Source organism: Poritiphilus flavus (assembly GCF_009901585.1).
Taxonomy (GTDB): Bacteria; Bacteroidota; Bacteroidia; order Flavobacteriales; family Flavobacteriaceae; genus Poritiphilus; species Poritiphilus flavus.
Genome location: NZ_WXYO01000011.1, coordinates 1 through 20,842 on the forward strand (window position 1 = coordinate 1; position 20,842 = coordinate 20,842).

Below are 20,842 nucleotides of genomic sequence, written 5' to 3' on the forward strand. Positions count from 1 at the left end.
TAGGCCGCCGCCTTCTTCAAAGACCCTTCACACTAGTGTGAGGGGTCTTTTTATTTTAAAAGGATAAAGACCAGGTGAGAGAGCCGCTGACGAAGCCCCTGGCTCGTCAGGGTCCTGATCCGCTAAAAAGGCAACGCCTTTGGCGACATCATGGATAGGCCGCCGCCTTCTTCGAAGACCCTTCACACTAGTGTGAGGGGTCTTTTTATTTATAAGGGAATAGACCAGGTGGGAGAGCCGCTGACGAAGCCTCTGGCTCGTCAGGGTCCTGATTCGCTAAAAAGGCAACGCCTTTTGCTGAATCATGGATAGGCCGCCGCCACAAAACTTCCTGACCTATGGCGTCAGGATGTTTAATTAAAAAGGGAAAAGACCTGCTGGGATTCCACCCCAGGCCCATCATTACTTTTAGAATTTGCCCAAAATAATAAGGGCTGCCCCCGTCGGAGCAACCCCTATTGAACTCAAACAATAACTAATTCAAATTCGAGGGAGGTCACCTTCTCCCTTGAGCGGTAAATTCGATTTTCCCATCAAGTAAGTATCTACGTGGTGTGCCGCCTGCCGGCCTTCCGAAATAGCCCAGACGATCAAAGATTGACCTCTGCGCTGGTCTCCGGCAACAAATACTCCCGGGATATTGGTAGCGTAATCAGACACTGAAGCTTTGATATTCGTTCTCGGATCCATTTCCAGACCCAGCTGATCCGCCATGGTCGTTTCAGAACCCGTAAAACCTAAAGCCAATAAGGCCAATTCGCATTTCCATTCTTTTTCAGTTCCTTTAATCTCTTTTAGAACAGGACGTTCTCCTGATTTCCTTTCCCATTCCACGTTTACCGTGATCAAACCTTTGAGGTTTCCGTCCTTATCGCCAATAAACTCTTTTGTGGAGATACTAAAGACCCGCTCTGCTCCCTCTTTGTGAGACGAACTGGTGCGTAGCCTCATCGGCCAAAATGGCCAGGGTTGATCTTCCGGCCTCCCGGTAGGAGGTTTTCCCAGGATCTCAAAATTCGTAACGGACGTAGCTCCCTGCCTGAAGGAAGTACCTATACAATCCGAACCGGTATCACCACCTCCTATGACTACAACATCTTTGTCGCTCGCCAGTATGGATTCACCCAGATCTTTCTGCCCATCTACACGTCTGTTATTTTGAGCGAGGAAATCCATGGCCTGTACTACTCCCTTTAGGTCCGCTCCCTTTATGGGAAGTGGCCTTCTTACGGTGGCACCCCCGCATAGGACTACCGCGTCAAAATCTTTCAAAAGCGAATCGGTTTTAACATCTTTTCCCACATTAACCCCACATTTAAATGTTATACCTTCCTCTTCCAAATACTGCAACCTGCGGTCAATGATGTGTTTTTCCATTTTAAAGTCAGGAATTCCATATCGCAATAAACCACCTGGTTTCTCATCCCTTTCGAATACCGTGACCAAATGCCCGGCACGGTTCAGCTGTTGGGCAGCCGCTAAGCCTGCAGGGCCGGAACCTACAACAGCCACACTTTTTCCGGTACGGGTTTCCGGTGGTTCCGCAGTGATCCAGCCTTCCTTAAAGGCCATCTCCGCGATGTTCTTTTCAATGTTTTCAATGGAGACCGGATCTGCATTGATCCCAAGAACACATGCTTCCTCGCAAGGTGCAGGACACAGCCTGCCCGTAAATTCCGGGAAGTTGTTGGTAGAATGTAGTATCTCAGTGGCCTTCTTCCATTTACCGCGGTATACCGCATCGTTAAAATCGGGGATAAGGTTGCCCAGGGGGCAGCCGCTATGACAAAACGGAATGCCGCAGTCCATACATCTGGCACCCTGTTCCCTTATTGCCTTTTCTTTGAGAGGTTTGGTAAACTCCTTAAAGTTCTTAACGCGTTCCTCCACGGGAGTGTAGGCCTCATCCTTTCTATCGTACTCTAAAAATCCTGTAATCTTTCCCATGGATCAATTATATGGTTTCCAATTTTTCTTTTTCTAATCGTATCAGTGCCAGCCTGTATTCCTCGGGGAAAATCTTGATAAACCTCGGCAAACACTGCTCCCAGTTCTCCAGAATACGCTGAGCTAACGGGCTAAAAGTGGCATTGTAATGGTTTTCAATCAGGCCTTTTAGCTGCAAAATATCCTCTTCGGTTTCAACCGCCAGCAAATTCAGGGATTCCTTATTGCAGTTTTTCTCAAAAGTTCCCTTTTCATCAAAAACATAGGCAATACCCCCGCTCATTCCGGCTCCGAAATTCCTGCCAACAGATCCGAGGATCACAGCTACCCCTCCGGTCATATATTCACAACCGTGATCCCCAATTCCTTCCACGACAGCCGTCGCCCCGGAATTTCTTACACAGAAACGCTCGCCAGCCTTTCCGTTGATATACGCTTCCCCTGAGGTTGCTCCGTACAGACTCACATTACCGGTTATTATATTCTCTTCCGGTTTGAGTGTGGATTGGCCAGGAACTTTGATGATCAATTTCGCCCCGGACAAGCCTTTACCCATATAATCGTTGGTATTTCCATTCACCACCATGGTAAGCCCTTTGGTGGCAAAAGCCCCAAAACTTTGTCCTGCAGAACCTGTAAAATTCAGTTTTAAGGTATTTTCAGGAAGGCCTTTAGCGCCGTATATTTTGGAGATCTCATTGCTGATTATGGCTCCTACCGCCCGGTCCGTGTTTCGGATGGGGAAATCAAGACTGGTCTTTTCTTTCCTAAAGAGTGCAGGGTGGGCCTTTTCTATGATCTCAAATTCCACGGAATTCTCAATCCCGTGCTTTTGTTGTTGTGTATTGTAGAATTTGGTGCTTTTTGGAACATCAATCTCATGTAAGATCGGTGTTAGGTCAATACCATGAGCTTTGTAATGGCTTATGGCCTTATTCCTGTCCAATTTATGGACCTGGCCTACCATCTCGTTCACCGTACGGAATCCAAGTTGTGCCATGATCTCCCTGAGTTCCTGTGCAATGAAATACATATAGTTTACAACGTGTTCAGGTTTGCCCTCAAATTTCTTCCGCAATTCCGGATTTTGAGTCGCGATCCCAACAGGGCAGGTATTCAAATGACATACACGCATCATAATGCAGCCTGAGGCTACTAAGGGTGCTGTAGCGAATCCGAATTCCTCCGCCCCCAGCAGACAAGCTATGGCTACGTCTCTTCCGGTCTTTAATTGTCCGTCACATTCCAGGACCACACGGTTCCTAAGGTCATTCATGACAAGGGTCTGCTGTGCTTCCGCTATACCAAGCTCCCAGGGGAGTCCGGCGTGTTTCAGGGAAGTGAGGGGAGATGCCCCGGTTCCTCCGTCAGATCCGGATATAAGAATAACATCGGCCTTAGCCTTGGATACTCCCGCGGCTACTGTGCCTACCCCAACTTCGGAAACCAGCTTAACATTGATCCTTGCCTCGCGATTAGCGGATTTGAGGTCGTAAATCAGCTGAGAGAGATCCTCAATAGAATAAATATCGTGATGAGGGGGTGGCGAGATCAGGCCGACATAGGGCGTGGAATTCCTGGTCTTTGCAATAGCCGGATTAACCTTCGGTCCCGGAAGTTGACCTCCTTCTCCTGGCTTGGCACCCTGTGCCATTTTGATTTGTATTTCCTGGGCATTGGTAAGGTAATTAGAGGTAACCCCAAATCTTCCTGATGCCACTTGCTTAATTGCGCTGTTTCTCCAATCACCGGTCTGGTTCTTATAAAAACGCTCAGCATCTTCTCCGCCTTCGCCAGAGTTACTTTTACCGCCTATTCGATTCATAGCAATGGCCAGGTTCTCATGTGCTTCTTTGCTGATCGAACCGTAGGACATCGCTCCTGTTTTAAATCGCTTTACGATTTCTGTCCAGGGTTCTACCTCTTCCAGTGGGATGGGATCAAAATTAGAAAACTCAAACAGCCCGCGTATGGTCATTAAGTTAGTGGATTGCTCATTGACCATTTCAGCGAATTCCTTATAAGTCTCCGGCTCGTTGTTACGCACAGATTTCTGAAGTTTGGCAATGGAAAGCGGATTGAACATATGCTTTTCACCATCTCTTCTCCATCGGTATTCTCCGCCGATCTCCAGTTCAAGATTGGCCGCAACCTGTTGTTTTTTGTAGGCTTTGCCGTGACGTTTGGAAATTTCCTTTTCTATTTCGTAAAGGCCTATGCCTTGTATACGCGTAGGGGTATTAGGGAAGTATTTATCCACCACATTGGTATTCAGACCTATACACTCAAAAAGTTGAGATCCGCGGTAGGAATTCAAAGTAGATATCCCGATCTTATTCATAACCTTAAGAATCCCTTTTCCTATGGCCTTGTTGTAATTTTTGATGGCCTCATCGAAGGTGTATTCCGTGATATCATTCTCCTCGATCTGCTCTCCAATGATCTCATTGACCAGATAGGGGTTGATAGCACTGGCGCCAAAACCGAAAAGCAGGGCGAAGTGATGAACTTCTCTGGGTTCCCCGGATTCTACGATCACACTTAGTTTAGATCGTTTGCCGAGCCGCTGTAGTCCACTGTTTACATATGAACAAGCTAAAAGAGCTGGTATCGGAGCATTCAACGCATCGGAATTACGGTCTGAGAGTATGATGATATTCGCTTCCTCATCTATGGCCTGAACTGCTTGCTCCAGTATGGATTGTAGCCCTTCTTCAAGGCCGTTATGGCCCCGGTTCACATCATACAAGATTGGAATTGAAACCACTTTGTAATCCGGGCTGGAGTCGTAATTCTTTATTTTATCCAGATCTTCCTTGGAAATTACCGGGTTCTGGATCTTTAATTTGCGGCAGTGTAATTCTGTAAAGTCGAAAATATTCTGATCACTTCCCAGGGTAAGGCTGATATCCGTGATCAACTCTTCCCGTATACCGTCCAATGGAGGATTAGTAACCTGTGCAAAAAGCTGTTTGAAGTAGTTGTAGATCAATTGTGGCCTTTCGGACAGAACCGCAATAGGAGTGTCTGACCCCATAGACCCTATGGGCTCCTTTGCATTTTTACCCATAGGAAGAATGATGGTGTTTATATCTTCGAGGGTGTAACCAAAGATGGCTTTTCTTTTGTCCAGGGAGGCCTCACCCAGAAACAAAGGGCAATCATTATACGGGATATCCCTGAGGTGAACCAGATTATTGTCCAGCCACTTTTTGTAGGGATGTCGTTGAGCGATCTCTTCCTTGATCTCCTCATCATTCACAATCCGGCCTTCCTCCATATTTACCAGGAACATCTTCCCTGGCTCTAACCTTCCGTGAAATTCAATGTTTTCGGGCGCCAAATCAACCACTCCGGTTTCCGAAGACATGATCACATAACCGTCTTTGGTCACGGAGTATCGGGAAGGACGTAGTCCGTTCCTGTCCAGTACCGCCCCAATGTAGTTGCCATCTGTAAAAGGTATACTGGCAGGACCATCCCAGGGTTCCAACATGCAGGAATGATATTCGTAAAAGGCTTTTTTCGCCTCGGACATATCCGGGTTCTTTTCCCAGGCTTCCGGTACCAATACCATCATGACCTCTGGTAAGGATCGCCCGGTCATCAACAATAGTTCAACCACCATGTCCATAGTGGCAGAATCTGATTTACCGGGTAAAATGATGGGTAGTATGCGCTTTATGTCTTCTCCGAAAAGTTCGCTTTCCAGTAATTCTTCCCTGGACTTCATCCGGGTTACATTACCCCTCAGGGTGTTGATCTCTCCATTGTGACACATATATCGGAACGGCTGAGCCAGGTCCCAGGTAGGGAAGGTGTTGGTAGAGAAGCGCTGGTGAACCAAAGCCAGTCTGGTTACCACTTTCGGATTGAGAAGGTCCTTGTAATAAAGCTTGATGTCGTTGGGCATTAAGAGCCCTTTGAATATGATAATTCTTGTGGAAAGGCTTGGAATATAAAAGAACTGGCTCTCAGACAACCTGGAGTCAATAATAGCGTGCTCCGTGAGTTTACGGGCCACAAATAGCTTTCTGTTAAAACTGAAATCATCCTGATCCGCATCCTCTTTGGCTATAAAGACCTGTTTGACAAAAGGTTCGGTCTTCATGGCAATTCGACCCGGTATGGATCGATCTACCGGAACGTCCCGCCAGCCGAGCAGTTTTAGTCCCTGATCCCGAATATTGTCCTCGAAGGTCTTTATGCAAAAGTCCCGCTGATTGTCCTTTTGTGGCAGGAAAACATTACTTACTGCATAATCTCCTGGTTCGGGCAGTTCAAAAGCGCAGACCTCAGTGAAAAACTCGTGAGGAATGTCTATGAGGATACCAGCACCATCGCCGGTCTTACCATCCGCACTTACCGCACCACGATGCTCCAGCTTATCCAGAATTTCCAGTGCCTTATGAATGATATCGTTAGATTTTTGCCCTTTTAAGCTACATATGAATCCCGCTCCGCAATTGTCATGCTCAAAATCCGGTAAATACAAGCCCTGCTTCTTCAATGTCATAAATTATTGTATTTACTCAAAAATATCATAATTGATGATAAATATGTACACATTTAATATCATATATGTAAAATATTTAACGTTTTTAATTAAACGTTAAAAAAAACACATATTGAAAATATTGGGATGCTTAAATTGGGATATTGATAAAATCGAAGGCTCGTAAGTGGGATACCCGCCCAAAAGATGGGGTTAGGATAAGAATGTAGTTAGTTGATGGGACTTTTCCCTATATTTTTAGTGGTGCAACACAAAAAAATACAATTTATGGAAGATACCCCCTATTTTTTGAGGGGGGTGGTTTAGATTCAATCGGAATTAAATCAACTAATTTCTAAGAATACTTCTTGAAATAACTATTTTTTGAATCTCAGAAGTACCTTCATAGATCTGGGTGATCTTGGCGTCTCTCATGAGTCTTTCTACGTGATAATCCTTTACAAAACCATTTCCACCATGGATTTGCACAGCTTCAACCGTTGTGGCCATAGCCACTTCCGAAGCATATAGTTTTGCCATGGCCCCGGAGAGGTCGTAGTTATTTCCGTTGTCTTTATCCCATGCGGATTTGTACACCAAATGACGGGCCGCTTCAATTTGCGTATGCATATCGGCAAGTTTGAAGGCGATTGCCTGGTGATTCCCTATTTCTGTTCCAAAGGCTTTTCGCTCTCCGGCGTATTTCAGGGATAACTCATAAGCGCCGGCGGCAATTCCAAGGGCCTGTGCTGCAATACCTATCCTCCCTCCGGAAAGGGTTTTCATGGCGAATTTAAAACCAAAGCCGTCCTCGCCTATCCTATTCTCCTTTGGTACTTTTACATCGTTGAAGATCAGGGAGTGTGTATCACTTCCGCGAATACCCAGCTTGTTTTCCTTAGGCCCAACCTCAAAGCCATCCATGCCTTTCTCGACGATCAGGGCGTTGATCCCCCTGTGTCCAAGTTCCCTATCCGTCTGTGCGATCACCAGGTATATCTCGGCCGTATTTCCGTTGGTGATCCAGTTTTTGGTGCCGTTCAGTACATAGTGATCTCCTTTGTCTATAGCGGTGGTCTTTTGCGAGGTGGCATCACTACCAGCCTCTGGTTCAGAAAGGCAAAAGGCCCCAATACAGTCTCCCGTGGCCAGGCGCGTCAGGTATTTTTCTTTCTGGGCTTCTGTACCAAAGGTTTCAAGCCCCCAGCATACCAGCGAGTTATTAACGGAAACCACAACCGAAGCAGAAGCATCTACCTTGGAGAGCTCTTCCATGGTCAGCACATACGAAAGAGTATCCAGACCACTACCACCGTATTTCGGATCTACCATCATACCCAAAAATCCTAGTTCTGCCATCTTCTTCATTTGCTCGGCGGGAAATTGCTGTGCATCGTCCCTTTCAATAACACCGGGCAGTAATTCAGTCTGGGCAAAGTCTCGGGCGGCCTGCCGTATCATCAGTTGTTCTTCTGTCAGGGTAAAATCCATTTCGCTGTGATATCTTTAAAAGATCAGTGCAAATATACGGTGCCAAAAGAAAAAATTAAATTATTCTAAAGGATAGTTGAGAATTTATCAATGTTTATTTTCCAATGCTAGTGCACTATGATGTGCCGGATCCCTTTCAATCCGATGCAATATTTTTATATTTGTCCGGCCGATATCCGGCAATTGATTTAATCCTATAATTATGAGACAACACTAGCCCCATTTGGGGGATTTATTGCGTTTATTTTCGGGAATGAGAATGCTTAGGTAATGTATATAGAGATCAAAATCAATTGTAATGAAAGAACTTTTAAAGAAATATGAAAATAAGGCTCCTGAAATTGTTTTTAATTGGAAGGACCCTGAAACTGAGGCAGAAGGCTGGACGGTGATCAACTCACTTCGCGGTGGAGCCGCCGGAGGAGGTACCCGGATGCGGGAAGGCCTGGATATGAATGAGGTATTATCCCTGGCGAAGACCATGGAAGTGAAATTCACGGTATCCGGCCCACCAATTGGAGGAGCAAAATCCGGTATCAATTTTAACCCGAACGATCCCCGGAAGCGCGGGGTACTGGAACGATGGTACAGGGCGGTTTCCCCACTGCTTAAAAGCTACTACGGAACAGGAGGAGATCTCAACGTAGATGAAATTCATGAGGTGATCCCAATCACCGAAGACGCCGGGGTATGGCATCCTCAGGAAGGGGTGTTTAACGGACATTTCAGGCCCACTGAGGCAGACAAGATCAATCGTATTGGACAATTAAGGCTGGGGGTGATCAAGGTCCTTGAAAGCGATCAGTATTCCCCAAGTGTCAAAAACAAATATACCGTTGCTGATATGATCACGGGCTTTGGCGTTGCGGAAGCCATCAAGCATTACTACGATATTTTCGGAGGTTCTGTGATAGGTAAAAAAGCTATTGTCCAGGGCTTTGGAAACGTGGGTGCGGCGGCCGCCTTTTACCTCGCTCAGATGGGGGCTAAGATCGTTGGGATCATAGACCGTGAAGGAGGAGTGATCAACGAAGCAGGCTTTTCCTATGACGAGATCAAAACCTTCTTTCTTCACAAAAAAGGAAATACCCTCATAGCAGACGCGGATCGAATGATCCCATTCGCGGAAATGAATGAGAGGATCTGGAGTTTACCCACGGAGATCTTCGCGCCATGTGCTGCCTCTAGGCTGATCACTAAAGAGCAGATCACTACCATGATGGACACCGGATTAGAGGTGATCTCTTCGGGCGCCAATGTACCATTCGCGGACAAGGAAATATTTTTCGGACCCATTATGGAGTACACGGATGAGCGCGTAAGTCTGATCCCGGACTTCATTTCCAACTGCGGAATGGCCCGTGTTTTTGCCTATTTTATGGAGCGTAGAGTAGGAATGGATGACGAATTGATATTTAATGATACCTCGAATACCATTAGAAACGCAATTTTGAATATCTTTAAGCAAAATGCAGCCAAAACCAATATAAGCAGAACTGCATTCGAAATTGCATTGAAACAACTAATTTAAACCAACCACTAAATTATGGAGACGCTTCTTATTGTCATTTTTGCCATGGGCTACCTGGCTATTACTCTTGAGCATAATCTTAAAGTAGACAAATTAATCCCGGCTCTGGCAATGATGGCGATACTGTGGGCCATCATGGCCTTTGGAGTAGATGGTTTCTCCACATGGTTTGACTCTGGGAAACATGCCCTTGTTGATGGTTATGAAGCTTTAATGCACGAAGACAGGATGCATCTTTTGGAGGAGACTCTGCTACATCATCTTGGTAAAACTTCAGAGATCCTGGTATTTCTTTTGGGTGCCATGACCATTGTTGAGATCATTGATTACTTCAATGGATTTGCCACTATAAAAACATTTGTCCGAACGCGAAGTAAAAGAAAGATACTTTGGATCTTTTCTTTTCTTGCCTTCATCCTTTCAGCTATCATTGATAACCTTACCGCCACTATAGTATTGGTTTCTATTTTACAGAAGATCGTAAAGAGGAGGGAAGACAGACTGTGGTACGCCGGTTTGATCGTTATTGCAGCCAACGCGGGTGGGGCATGGTCTCCTATCGGGGATGTGACCACTACCATGCTTTGGATCGGAAATAAGGTAACTACGGTCAAGTTGATAAGCTACCTGTTATTACCATCGTTAATTTGTATGCTGATCCCTTCTTTTATCGCTTCTTACCTGCCAGCTTTCAAAGGCAAGATAGATTACGAAGAAGAGGACGGGCAGAAACTGCACCGTTTCGGCCCAACGATGTTGTATCTTGGACTCAGCGCCATTGTATTTGTGCCCATCTTCAAAACAATTACACACCTTCCACCTTATGTTGGAATGATGCTTTCGCTGGCGGTTGTAGCTACCTTTGCCGAGATCTACAGTAGCAGCAAATTCAGCATATCAACGGTTGACGGGGATCATGAGGAGGGAGCGCATCACAGCCCGGTGCATAAGGCTTTATCTAAAATAGAACTACCCAGTATTCTGTTCTTCCTTGGGATACTGATGGCCGTGGCGGCCCTGGAGTCCTTAGGCCTGTTGTTTGGCTTTGCGGATTGGCTGAAAGTGGCTACCCCTCTTGTAGGTACAGAAATTGTAGGTACACAAGTTTCAGACCTGGTGGTCATACTCCTGGGTGTTGCCTCAGCGGTCATTGACAACGTTCCATTGGTAGCCGCGAGTTTGGGGATGTTCTCTGAAGCTCAGGATAATCCTCTCTGGCATTTTATCGCCTATTCCGCGGGGACAGGTGGGAGTATGCTTATTATCGGTTCCGCAGCAGGTGTGGTGGCCATGGGAATGGAAAAAATAGATTTCTTCTGGTACCTGCGCAAGATTGCCTGGTTGGCTGCTGTCGGATTTATCGCTGGAGCCGTAGTATTTATTTTGACGCGTTATTTATTCTAGCTGTATACTTTTATCGACAAAATACCGTTATAAAGGCAACTTAAATTCGAGAAAATATATGGCATTGTTACAAGACCTGGTGAACGACGCCCAAGTGGGGGAAGTCGTTTCCGAGGAAAAGACCCTTTCTGTTATTGATCTTATTTTTAATGGAGGGACCGGAAGTATTGTAATTATTTCGGTTCTTTTTGCCATGCTGGCCGTGGCTTTATATATCTACTTTGAACGCCTTTTGGCCATCAAAGCGGCCTCTAAGATCGACAAGAACTTCATGAATCAAATTCGTGATCACGTGATGAATGGCAAGCTGGAAGCAGCCAAGATCCTTTGCGCACAGACAGACTCTCCCGTGGCCCGACTCACGGAAAAGGGTGTCTCCCGTATCGGGAAGCCCCTGGACGACATCAACACGGCGATAGAAAATGCGGGAACCCTGGAAGTGTATAAACTGGAGAAAAACGTGAATATACTTGCTACAGTTGCCGGAGCTGCTCCCATGATCGGTTTCCTTGGTACGGTAATTGGTATGATTTTAGCGTTCCATCAAATGGCCAGTAGTGGAGGGCAGGCAGAAATGGGTGCATTGGCATCAGGGATCTATACCGCCATGACCACTACGGTTGCAGGTCTTGTGGTAGGTATCATTGCCTATATGGGTTACAACCACCTGGTAAACCGAACGGATAAGGTGGTACACAAAATGGAAGCAAATGCCGTGGAGTTCCTGGATCTTTTGAACGAACCGGTTTAGACACTAGAATATGAAACTGAAAGGAAGAAATAAAATAAGCCCGGAATTCAGTATGTCTTCCATGACAGATATTGTATTTCTGTTGCTTATTTTCTTTTTGCTCACCGCGAACTCTCCTAACGCTTTGGACTTGTTATTACCTAAAGCTAAAGGGAAGTCGACCAACACTCAGAACGTTTCCGTTACCATAAACAGGAACCTTCAGTATTTTGTGAACAACGAGCAGATCAACGGGGAATATATTGAAATTGAACTAAAAAAAGCACTGGAAGGCCAGGACAAGCCGACCATTATTCTAAGGGCAGAGGAAAGCGTTGCGATCAAAGAAGCGGTCAACGTGATGGATATTGCCAATAGGAATAACTACAAGGTGATACTGGCGGTGCGACCGAATTAATGTCATTCTTAGACACGAGACACAAGAAAAAATCCTTTACACTTACCACAACCTTGTTAAGTGTTCTTATCCTGCTATTGTTCTATATCGGGTTGACCTACCTGGACCCGCCTGAAGAGAACGGAATTACGGTAAACTTTGGCTCCATGGATGTGGGCATGGGCAATCAGCAACCCAAGGAAAAGATACGATCGCAACCTGCGCCTGAAAAGGAGGTTGTGGAAGAGGAAGTGGTAGAGGAACAGGAAGCTGCCCCGCCTGAGGAAGTAGCCCAGGAGGAAGTGACAGAAGCACCTTCAGAAAAACTACTGACCCAGGAATCCGAAGAATCCATCCGTATAAAGCAGCAGCAGGCGGCCAAACGCAAGGCTGAAGAAGCTGCGCGTAAGGCTAAGGCCGAGGCCGAAAGGAAGGAGCGGGAGAAAAAGGAAGCAGAAGAGCGCGCCCGCAAAGAGCAGGAAGCTAAGAAGAAAAAGCTGGACGACCTTATGGGTGGCCTGAACAAATCTGACGGTACCGCCAGCGGAAGTGAAGGGGATGATAACCGTCCCGGAGACAAAGGTCAGGAGGGGGGTGATCCCTATGCGAGTAGCTATTACGGCAGTCCGGGATCCGGAAGTGGAACGGGGGGTTACGGATTAAGAGGCAGGTCTTTGGCCGGTAAAGGAAAAGTACAGCAAGACTGCAACCAGGAAGGCCGGGTAGTGGTGAGGATCAAGGTAGACAAAAGCGGTAAAGTGGTTGAAGCGCTCCCTGGGGTAAAAGGGACTACTAACAGCGATCCATGTCTTTTAGAGCCTGCCAGGAAAACCGCGTTTAAGCACAGATGGAACCCGGATTCCAAAGCACCCAACGAACAGATCGGTTTTGTGGTTGTCAATTTTAAATTGGGCGAATAGGTCGTACCTTTGTGCGCTCAATCGGTAAAGTATGACCTACCAGGAAACCTTGGATTGGATGTTTGCCCAACTTCCAATGTATCAACATAAAGGCCCTAAAGCCTTTAATGGTAAGCTGGATAACATCAGGGAGCTTTCGCAATACCTTGGAGATCCTCACAAACAGTTTAAAAGCATTCACATAGCGGGCACCAACGGTAAAGGTTCCAGTAGCCATATGCTGGCTTCTGTTTTGCAAGAAGCCGGTTACAAAACCGGACTTTATACTTCGCCACACCTCAAAGACTTCAGGGAACGCATCAGGATTGACGGAAAGCCGGTGGAACAGGCATTTGTCATCGATTTTATCCAAAAGCATCGCGACTTTTTTGAGGCCCGCAAGATGTCTTTCTTTGAGATGACGGTTGGCATGGCATTTCAGTATTTCGCTGAAAACCAGGTGGATATCGGGGTGATTGAGGTTGGTTTAGGAGGGCGTTTGGATGCCACGAATATTATAGAACCAGAAATATCTTTGATTACCAATATTGGAATGGATCATACGGACACCCTTGGAAATTCCCTGGAACAGATTACCCGGGAAAAGGCAGGGATCATCAAAGCGGGTATTCCGGTGGTGATCAGTGAGAAACAGCCCGAAATTGCCGGTCTTTTTGAGGAAATAGCCGCAAACCGAAACGCGCCTATTGTGTTTGCTGAAGATATTGTGAATGCCTCCTACGAAACTCCATTGCTGGGCAACTATCAACTGAAAAATATCCGTGGGGTTGTGGCTACGCTCAACGGGCTGAATGGTCTCGAGATCTCGGAAAACGCTATTAAGCAGGGTATGCTAAATGTTGTAAAGAATACCGGGTTAATGGGAAGATGGCAGCTGCTGCAAACAGCACCTAAAGTGGTTGCGGATACCGCGCATAATAGCGAGGGCCTGGCTATAGTACTGGAACAGATACAGCAACAACCATATGAGAAGCTCCGTTTGGTTTTGGGATTTGTGGAGGATAAAAACCTGGAGCAGATCCTACCGCTGCTTCCGAAAGATGCAATCTATTATATTTCCCGCCCTGATATCCGAAGGGGTTTGAGCGCTGCTGTTCTCAGAGAAAAGATGCAGGATTACGGGCTAAAAGTAAGGGAATTCTCTTCGATAAGCACTGCTTTTGATACGGCTTTAAGTGAGGCAGGAGAGAAGGATTTTATCTTTGTAGGGGGCAGTACCTTTACCGTTGCTGAGGTGCTCTAAATCTCTCTTATTTTTTCCATCTTTTTGTTTTGGGTAACAAAAAACTATCCTATATTTGCACACCCTTATTTGATCATAAGGATTTGGGGGCTCTTAGCTCAGTTGGTTCAGAGCACCTGCCTTACAAGCAGGGGGTCACTGGTTCGAATCCAGTAGGGCCCACATCAAGCAGAAAATCCACACCGAAAGGTGTGGATTTTTTCATTTACGGAGAACCGAAAACTCGTTTTCGCGTTCGGAGTAAATGTCCTGACGCAGGGGTCAGGACGGGTTTGAACCATTTACTTAGTATCTCCCCAAGATTTGCCTAGCATCTCTCCAGGACTTACCAAGTATCTTTTCTTGACTTACTTGGTAACTTTTAAAATCCTGCGTTTATTCGGGTTATGGTCTGAAAATGTTGGGTTAGCAATGTACTCTTTGTACATTTATCTTATTCAGACAATTTACTCTTCCGTCCGGAAAGTTTGGGATACATCTTCTGTTTGAAATCCGTGATTTCATCTCTTAATTTCATGTTGGCCTTCTCCAACAATTCATTTTGGTGTTTCATAATGCTAAGCAGGTCATGTAAGGCGTTTAGGTTTTCTAGTTGTGCGTAGACGATTTCTTCTAAGTCGGCTTTGGTGTATCGTTTCATTGTTCGTTTTAATCGATTAAATAAATATTTACAGGAAATCCATACAAGTTTAAAGATTTAATTTCAATTTGCCAAATTAGTTTTCTGCATCTATGTACATTTTATAATTTTATCCGATATTACTTACAGAAAATCTTTAAATAACGATGACTGAGTTAGGAGAATATTTAGCTAAAAGATCCATTAATAAATCTGAGGTTTCACGTAAAACGGGTATTAGCAAACCGCGGTTGAGCGAATTAACGTTGAAGGAATCAGCACATTTAAGAGCAAAGGAACTCTATCTTATTTCCTTGGCTATTGGAGCTGACCCCTGCGATGTACTGAAGGAAATTTATGCTGGTCTCGAACTTTAAAACTAATTCCGTGAATAAAGCATTTTCCAAATATGATTTACCGAGTGGTTGGAAATTGACAAATATAGATTCCCTTGCACTTTTTATTAATGGCAAATCTTTTAAGTCATCTGATTGGAAGGGTGAGGGAATTCCTATTATCAGGATTCAGAATCTAAATAATAAAGACGCTAAATTCAACTACATTTCAGGTAATCAGTATGTTGAAGAAAAATATTTTGTTGAACCTGGAGACCTGTTATTTGCTTGGTCTGGGACTCCAGGCACTTCTTTTGGGGCACACATTTGGAAGGGACCTAAAGCTTATCTTAACCAACATATCTTTAAAGTTATCTGCTTTTCTGGTATGAGCAGAAACTTCCTCTTTTATCTTCTAAATCAGCAGGTACGTAAGTTTATTGAAAAATCAAAGGGTACCGCAGGTCTCGCTCACATAACAAAACGGGAATTACAATCTACGGAGTGTTTTATCCCTCCTTTAGAAGAACAAAGTAGAATAGTAAACAAATTAGAGGAATTATTGAGTGAATTAGTTCACAGTACATCAAGTCTAACCCGTGCTCAAAAGCTATTGGACGTTTATAGTCAAGCTTTACTTAGTAGTACATTTGATGGTGAAATTTCCGAAAAATGGGCAAGAAAACATGATTTCGATTCCATAGAAAAATATCATGATCAAGTACTAAATGAAAAGGAAGAACGACACAACGAAATCTTATACTTATGGAAAGTTGAAATTGAGCAATGGAATATAACGAGAAAAGGGATTAAACCAAGAAAACCTCTTAGATATACAGCGTCAAAGACAGATTTTGATATTCCCCCCTCTATTATTCCTAGACATTGGAAATGGATTCGAATTAGTGATTTTGAAGAGTTGATTGGAAGTGGCTCAACACCTAAAGGCGGAAGAAGTGCATATACTGATAAGGGAGTTAAATTCATCAGAAGTCAAAATGTTTTACGTAATAAATTACACTTAAAAGATGTAGCTCATATCGATGATTACACGCATAAGCGTATGCAGAGAAGTCAAGTGCATGACAAGGATGTTCTTATTAATATAACGGGAGCATCAATCGGTCGTACTGCTTTTGTCCCTGAGGGTTTCGGTGAAGCCAATGTAAATCAACATGTATGTATAATTAGGATTTGCACAGAATTGGTCAATTATAAGTATTTGACTTTTTACCTAAACTCTCCAAGAGCACAATCGATCATCAGAAGAATTAATTCCGGTGCTACTCGCGAAGCTCTTACATTTAACCAGATTAGAAACTTTCCTTTTCCATTGGCTCCAAAAGAAGAGCAGGAAGTCATTGTAGAATTATTAGAGTCAAAGTTTTCAATAATCGAAAATCTTGAAAAGTCCATCCAGGAGAGCTTGGCACAAACAGAAGCCCTTAAACAAAGCATATTGAAGAAAGCTTTTGAGGGCAACCTTGTAGAACAAAACTCTAATGATGAACCAGTTTCGGAATTACTGGAGCGAATTAAAACCGAAAAAAAAGAATATCAGGATAGTCGAAGGGCACTAAAAGAAAAGCAGATAAAAAGAATTAAAAAGATGAGCAAAATCCTAAATATCAAAGAAATACTAAAAGCCTCTAGCGAGCCGGTACTGGCCAAAGATGTTTGGCAACAAAGTGAGTACAAGGGCGATATTGAAAAATTCTATTCGGAGCTCAAGGAGATTAAGACCAGCATAAAGCAGGTTAAGGAAGGTACACAATCATTATTGTCACTCAGGTCATGAGGATTGACAAGGTACATATTAAGTCTGCTTTCAAAAACTTAAATGATTTTGTCATAGACATTGACGAAAATGCTTGGGAGACAGTATTATTAGGACTCAATGCCACTGGAAAATCGAACTTTCTGGAAGCACTAGTAATCATTTTCAGAGACCTTGACTTAATCTACAATCATAAACGGAAGGTCAAGAAGCATGAGTTTGACTTTTATGTCAAATATGAGTGTAGAGGTCATCACATTGAAATTGATCTGAATGGTGGCAAGTACTCTTTTAAGGTAAATGGTAAAGCTGAAACGACAAAAGTGACTCAAAACATCGAGCATTATCTTCCAAAGCATGTATTTATATATTATTCCGGTATTAGCGACCGATTAGCGGATTTATACATCCCTCATCAGAAGCTCTATTACGATGAGATAATTAAGTCAGGAGCCAGGATTACTCAATTCGATACTATCCGCAGAATTTTTCTTGCTCAGAACATTCATGCCAGTTTTGCCCTGATTGCCTTCTATATGTTTCAGGAAGATCATAGTGATGAAACGCTGACATTTCTTCGTGAAGAGTTAAAGATCAATGAATTTGGTTCTGCTTTGTTTATGCTAAAGCAGCCAAAATGGGTAAGACCAAAAAACAAAAAAGCTGTTTTGTGGGGTGCGGAAGGTTTGGTCAGGAACTTTCTGGATGATTTGTTGGAGTATTCCTTTGCTCCAATACAGCATAAAGCAAGGGTCGAAGTGTCATACAAGAGAGCGGAAACACAAGATAGGTTGTACCTCTTCATTCCCGATGGAGAAACGTTTTCTCAATTGGTTGAGTCAAAATATACCAATAAGATATCGCTATTTAATGCCTTAGAGAGCATTCACATATCAGATATGCTCCATGATGTAAAGATCAAGGTACAAAAGGAAGGAGTGGACGGTGAATTGGCAATGGCCGAATTAAGCGAAGGAGAAAAACAGCTACTTACGGTACTTGGCTTATTGAAATTTACAAAGGATGAAGAATCCTTGATCTTATTAGACGAACCTGACACTCACTTAAACCCAATGTGGAAATGGAAATTTTTAGACTACTTAGATAGGGTTGTTAAGCGCAAGGAAAATACTCAAATCATCTTTTGCTCTCATGATCCTTTGGTAATTGGTAATCTAAAAAAGAACCAAGTTCAGATTTTCAAAAAGAACGAAGAAGGCAAAACGGAAGCTTTCAACCCCTACATGAGTCCACGAGAGATGAGCGTTTCCAAAATCCTTACCAGTGAACTTTTCGGAATTCCTTCGCTAATGAGTAAAAAACTTGAAGACTTGCTCAATCAAAAGCGATTCCTACAAGCCAAATTGGTGCAAGGTGAACTGAGTGAGATTGAGCGCAAAGAGTTTGAACGACTAAAGACCTACTTCGATAGAATTGGATTTAATGAGGAAACGGCAGACAGTCGATATAATCAGTTTTTAAGGCTTACAAGCGAAAAAGAGGCATTTACGAAAAGGAAATATACCAAGGAAGAGGCGGAAGAGCTAGATCGAATAGCCAAAGAGGTCTTGGATGAAATTTTAAGGGAAGAAAAGACGAAATGAGGTATATCGACCTTAATATAATTCAGGATGAGGTTGAACAACTAGGATGGGAAGCCACTAAACAAGTACATTCAGTTGCTATGCAAGGAATGGACGTTACTGCTAGAAAACAGTATGTCACAAATAATCCAGACTGGAATCGACTTCAACCCGCTATGTTAAGAGTTTCGCACAACAAGTGCTGGTATTCGGAAGCTCCTATCGGGAATGGTGATTTTGAAGTAGACCATTTTCGCCCAAAGAACAAATCAAAACAGAAAGTTGATTACACTGATCCAAAAAGTAAATCGGTTACCCATAAACAGAACGGATATTGGTGGTTAGCCTATGAATGGACAAACTACAGGTTAACTGGAGCCCTGGCCAATAAGCGTAGGCGTGATCGATTAGGGGGAACAGACGAAGTAAAGGGTAAAGGAGACTATTTCCCGTTAAATCTGGTAGATGGTCGAGTCGCCAATGATGAAGAAGATACGAATTGTGAAATGCCAATTCTGTTGGATCCGATTGATCCGGCTGATGTTTGCCTTTTAACTTTTGATAAAGGTTTACCTATTCCGGCGACCAATGATGATGAAGAAATTGATAGGGTAAAGCAGTCTATCTTCTACTATCACTTGGATTTGGATCAGTTAAATAGGGATAGAAAAATCGTTTGGGATGATTGCGTTGAGCAATTAAAAGATGCTAAAAATTGCATTGATAACTCCAATACTCTTGCAGAGAAAAAGACAATGATGGCAAAATGCTTTCGCGAGATAAGAAAACTTGCGGATTCTGAACGCAAACCATATACAAGCACTACTAAGGCTTGCCTTATGGTATACTCAGAACTGAGCGAGTTTTCGTGGTTAAAGAATTTAGTAAGAACACTTTAAGGAAATGTCAACGAATAATTTAGTTCTGAAAATTTGGTCATTCTGTGATACTCTAAGAGATGATGGACTAGGGTATAATGATTATTTAGAACAGCTCACTTATTTGCTCTTTCTAAAGATGGCTGACGAAAACCAGAGCAAGTATAACCTCCCTGATATATGCGAATGGGGTAAACTAACCTCTTTGAGTGGAGGTGATTTACAGGATCAGTATGAGCGTATCTTAAAAACTCTTGCCCAATCAGGGGGAATGCTGGAAAAGATTTTTTCAGGAGCTCAAAATAAAATTCATGATTCTGCCAAATTAAAAAGGCTAATTAACCTCATTGATGATGAAGATTGGACCTTAACAGAAGCAGACATTAAAGGTGAAATCTACGAATCTCTATTACAGAAGAACGCAGAAAACAGTGGAGCAGGGCAATATTTTACGCCACGGCCTGTGATTAGAGTCATGGTTGAATGCATACAGCCAAAGCCCAATGAAACTATTGCCGATCCCTCATGTGGTACGGGGGGATTTTTTTTAGGAGCACTTGAATATCTAGAGAAATTGCCAAAGCTTTCACAGAAACAAAAAGAGCATATTAAGTTTAAAATGTTTCATGGATGGGAGATTGAAAAAGCAACTGCCCGACTGTGCTTAATGAATCTTTACTTACATGGAATAGGAGACTTGGAAGAAACACCAGATATACAGGTTAAAGATAGTTTGAAAACCAAGCCAGATCAAGTGGATATAGTACTGGCAAATCCTCCTTTTGGCAAGAGTAGCAGTGATATTCCAACAACTGACAAAGAACAAGCCAAAAAAGAACGGTATTTTCTGAGAGATGATTTTTGGGTAACTACGAGTAACAAACAGCTTTCTTTTTTGCAGCACATAGTAACTATGTTAAATGAAAAAGGACGAGCCGCTGTGGTACTTCCGGATAACGTTTTGTTTGAAGGGGGAGCCGGAGAAGCAGTTAGAAAGGAACTTCTGAAGTTGGTAAATGTTCATACCATACTCAGATTACCTACAGGTATTTTTTATGCCCAAGGAGTAAAGTCAAATGTTCTATTCTTTGAAAAAAAGGACAACTCAGAAGAAATTGGAACAAAAGAGATTTGGTTTTATGATTACCGGACTAATGTGCATCATACACCTAAAAAAAACCCTTTAACTTTTGAGCATCTTCGAGATTTTATTAATTGTTACAAAGTGGGCAACTTAAGTAAGCGAAAAGAAGCCTGGAGTGAATCTAGTCCAGAAGGACGATGGAGGAAATACAACTACAATGATATAGTTACAAGAGACAAAACTAACATGGATATATTTTGGCTTAGAGATGCCAGCCTGATTGACCTAGACAATCTTCCTGAACCTGATGTAATCGCCAATGATATTATCGAAAACTTAAGGGCTGGATTGGAAAGTTTCGAAAATGTGGCAAGTATGTTAAAGGATGATTAGTCCCTTGCTGGTCGA

The 20,842-nt window shown here is 43.5% G+C and carries 15 protein-coding genes and 1 tRNA gene; 12 read left to right on the forward strand and 4 right to left on the reverse strand.

Features of this window, described 5'->3' with window-relative positions; all coding sequences use genetic code 11:
- Window positions 1–480: 480 nt before the first annotated feature.
- From GTQ38_RS20485 to GTQ38_RS20495, 3 genes are all read right to left on the reverse strand, one after another.
- Window positions 481–1,947, reverse strand: a complete 1,467-nt coding sequence (locus GTQ38_RS20485) for a glutamate synthase subunit beta (RefSeq protein WP_161437457.1) — start codon at window positions 1,945–1,947, stop codon at window positions 481–483.
- A gap of 7 nt (window positions 1,948–1,954) precedes the next feature.
- Window positions 1,955–6,463: a glutamate synthase large subunit gene (gene gltB / locus GTQ38_RS20490; protein WP_161437458.1), complete on the reverse strand. Its 4,509-nt coding sequence runs from the start codon at window positions 6,461–6,463 to the stop codon at window positions 1,955–1,957.
- Window positions 6,464–6,790: 327 nt separating this feature from the next.
- Window positions 6,791–7,933 carry an acyl-CoA dehydrogenase family protein gene (locus GTQ38_RS20495; RefSeq protein WP_161437459.1) on the reverse strand — a complete coding sequence of 381 codons (1,143 nt, stop codon included), beginning with the start codon at window positions 7,931–7,933 and terminating at the stop codon, window positions 6,791–6,793.
- Between the two features lie 298 nt (window positions 7,934–8,231).
- On the opposite strand from GTQ38_RS20495, the gene GTQ38_RS20500 reads away from it, so the two are divergent.
- The 7 genes from GTQ38_RS20500 (at window position 8,232) to GTQ38_RS20530 (ending at window position 14,320) form a co-directional block, all read left to right on the forward strand.
- A complete protein-coding gene (locus tag GTQ38_RS20500; protein WP_161437460.1) occupies window positions 8,232–9,464 on the forward strand; it encodes a Glu/Leu/Phe/Val dehydrogenase dimerization domain-containing protein in 1,233 nt (410 codons plus the stop codon).
- Window positions 9,465–9,479: 15 nt separating this feature from the next.
- Entirely contained in the window at window positions 9,480–10,868 is a 1,389-nt protein-coding gene (nhaD, locus tag GTQ38_RS20505) for a sodium:proton antiporter NhaD (RefSeq protein WP_161437461.1), read from the forward strand.
- A gap of 58 nt (window positions 10,869–10,926) precedes the next feature.
- Entirely contained in the window at window positions 10,927–11,619 is a 693-nt protein-coding gene (locus GTQ38_RS20510; RefSeq protein WP_161437462.1) for a MotA/TolQ/ExbB proton channel family protein, read from the forward strand.
- 10 nt (window positions 11,620–11,629) lie between these two features.
- A complete protein-coding gene (locus tag GTQ38_RS20515; protein ID WP_161437463.1) occupies window positions 11,630–12,016 on the forward strand; it encodes an ExbD/TolR family protein in 387 nt (128 codons plus the stop codon).
- Entirely contained in the window at window positions 12,016–12,915 is a 900-nt protein-coding gene (locus GTQ38_RS20520; RefSeq protein ID WP_161437464.1) for an energy transducer TonB, read from the forward strand. The genes GTQ38_RS20515 and GTQ38_RS20520 overlap by 1 nt, the downstream gene beginning before the upstream one ends.
- A gap of 31 nt (window positions 12,916–12,946) precedes the next feature.
- Window positions 12,947–14,158, forward strand: coding sequence for a bifunctional folylpolyglutamate synthase/dihydrofolate synthase (locus GTQ38_RS20525; protein ID WP_161437465.1), 1,212 nt, complete (start codon window positions 12,947–12,949; stop codon window positions 14,156–14,158).
- An 87-nt stretch (window positions 14,159–14,245) separates the two neighbouring features.
- Window positions 14,246–14,320: transfer RNA gene (locus GTQ38_RS20530), tRNA-Val, on the forward strand.
- A 271-nt stretch (window positions 14,321–14,591) separates the two neighbouring features.
- Here GTQ38_RS20530 and GTQ38_RS20535 read toward each other — a convergent pair.
- Window positions 14,592–14,798 carry a hypothetical protein gene (locus tag GTQ38_RS20535; RefSeq protein WP_161437466.1) on the reverse strand — a complete coding sequence of 69 codons (207 nt, stop codon included), beginning with the start codon at window positions 14,796–14,798 and terminating at the stop codon, window positions 14,592–14,594.
- Between the two features lie 146 nt (window positions 14,799–14,944).
- Between GTQ38_RS20535 and GTQ38_RS20540 the strand changes: the two genes are divergently transcribed.
- From GTQ38_RS20540 to GTQ38_RS20560, 5 genes are read left to right on the forward strand one after another with little or no spacing between them, the layout of a single operon-like run.
- Window positions 14,945–15,154 carry a helix-turn-helix domain-containing protein gene (locus GTQ38_RS20540; RefSeq protein ID WP_161437467.1) on the forward strand — a complete coding sequence of 70 codons (210 nt, stop codon included), beginning with the start codon at window positions 14,945–14,947 and terminating at the stop codon, window positions 15,152–15,154.
- Window positions 15,155–15,164: 10 nt separating this feature from the next.
- On the forward strand, window positions 15,165–16,910 hold the full coding sequence (locus tag GTQ38_RS20545) for a restriction endonuclease subunit S (protein ID WP_161437468.1): 1,746 nt from the start codon (window positions 15,165–15,167) through the stop codon (window positions 16,908–16,910).
- Entirely contained in the window at window positions 16,907–18,493 is a 1,587-nt protein-coding gene (locus GTQ38_RS20550) for an ATP-binding protein (RefSeq protein WP_161437469.1), read from the forward strand. Before GTQ38_RS20545 ends, GTQ38_RS20550 begins: the two co-directional genes overlap by 4 nt.
- Window positions 18,490–19,371 (forward strand): hypothetical protein, encoded by an 882-nt coding sequence (locus GTQ38_RS20555; RefSeq protein WP_161437470.1) that lies wholly within the window; start codon window positions 18,490–18,492, stop codon window positions 19,369–19,371. The genes GTQ38_RS20550 and GTQ38_RS20555 overlap by 4 nt, the downstream gene beginning before the upstream one ends.
- Window positions 19,372–19,375: 4 nt before the next feature.
- Window positions 19,376–20,827 carry a class I SAM-dependent DNA methyltransferase gene (locus tag GTQ38_RS20560; RefSeq protein WP_161437471.1) on the forward strand — a complete coding sequence of 484 codons (1,452 nt, stop codon included), beginning with the start codon at window positions 19,376–19,378 and terminating at the stop codon, window positions 20,825–20,827.
- The last annotated feature ends 15 nt before the right edge of the window (window positions 20,828–20,842 follow it).

What these genes read in the sequence shown, in the direction of transcription:
- GTQ38_RS20485 (WP_161437457.1), bottom strand. Translation starts at nt 1,947, where the DNA reads ATGGGAAAGATTACAGGATTTTTAGAGTACGATAGAAAGGATGAGGCC.
- gltB (WP_161437458.1), bottom strand. Translation starts at nt 6,463, where the DNA reads ATGACATTGAAGAAGCAGGGCTTGTATTTACCGGATTTTGAGCATGAC.
- GTQ38_RS20495 (WP_161437459.1), bottom strand. Translation starts at nt 7,933, where the DNA reads ATGGATTTTACCCTGACAGAAGAACAACTGATGATACGGCAGGCCGCC.
- GTQ38_RS20500 (WP_161437460.1), top strand. Translation starts at nt 8,232, where the DNA reads ATGAAAGAACTTTTAAAGAAATATGAAAATAAGGCTCCTGAAATTGTT.
- nhaD (WP_161437461.1), top strand. Translation starts at nt 9,480, where the DNA reads ATGGAGACGCTTCTTATTGTCATTTTTGCCATGGGCTACCTGGCTATT.
- GTQ38_RS20510 (WP_161437462.1), top strand. Translation starts at nt 10,927, where the DNA reads ATGGCATTGTTACAAGACCTGGTGAACGACGCCCAAGTGGGGGAAGTC.
- GTQ38_RS20515 (WP_161437463.1), top strand. Translation starts at nt 11,630, where the DNA reads ATGAAACTGAAAGGAAGAAATAAAATAAGCCCGGAATTCAGTATGTCT.
- GTQ38_RS20520 (WP_161437464.1), top strand. Translation starts at nt 12,016, where the DNA reads ATGTCATTCTTAGACACGAGACACAAGAAAAAATCCTTTACACTTACC.
- GTQ38_RS20525 (WP_161437465.1), top strand. Translation starts at nt 12,947, where the DNA reads ATGACCTACCAGGAAACCTTGGATTGGATGTTTGCCCAACTTCCAATG.
- GTQ38_RS20535 (WP_161437466.1), bottom strand. Translation starts at nt 14,798, where the DNA reads ATGAAACGATACACCAAAGCCGACTTAGAAGAAATCGTCTACGCACAA.
- GTQ38_RS20540 (WP_161437467.1), top strand. Translation starts at nt 14,945, where the DNA reads ATGACTGAGTTAGGAGAATATTTAGCTAAAAGATCCATTAATAAATCT.
- GTQ38_RS20550 (WP_161437469.1), top strand. Translation starts at nt 16,907, where the DNA reads ATGAGGATTGACAAGGTACATATTAAGTCTGCTTTCAAAAACTTAAAT.
- GTQ38_RS20555 (WP_161437470.1), top strand. Translation starts at nt 18,490, where the DNA reads ATGAGGTATATCGACCTTAATATAATTCAGGATGAGGTTGAACAACTA.
- GTQ38_RS20560 (WP_161437471.1), top strand. Translation starts at nt 19,376, where the DNA reads ATGTCAACGAATAATTTAGTTCTGAAAATTTGGTCATTCTGTGATACT.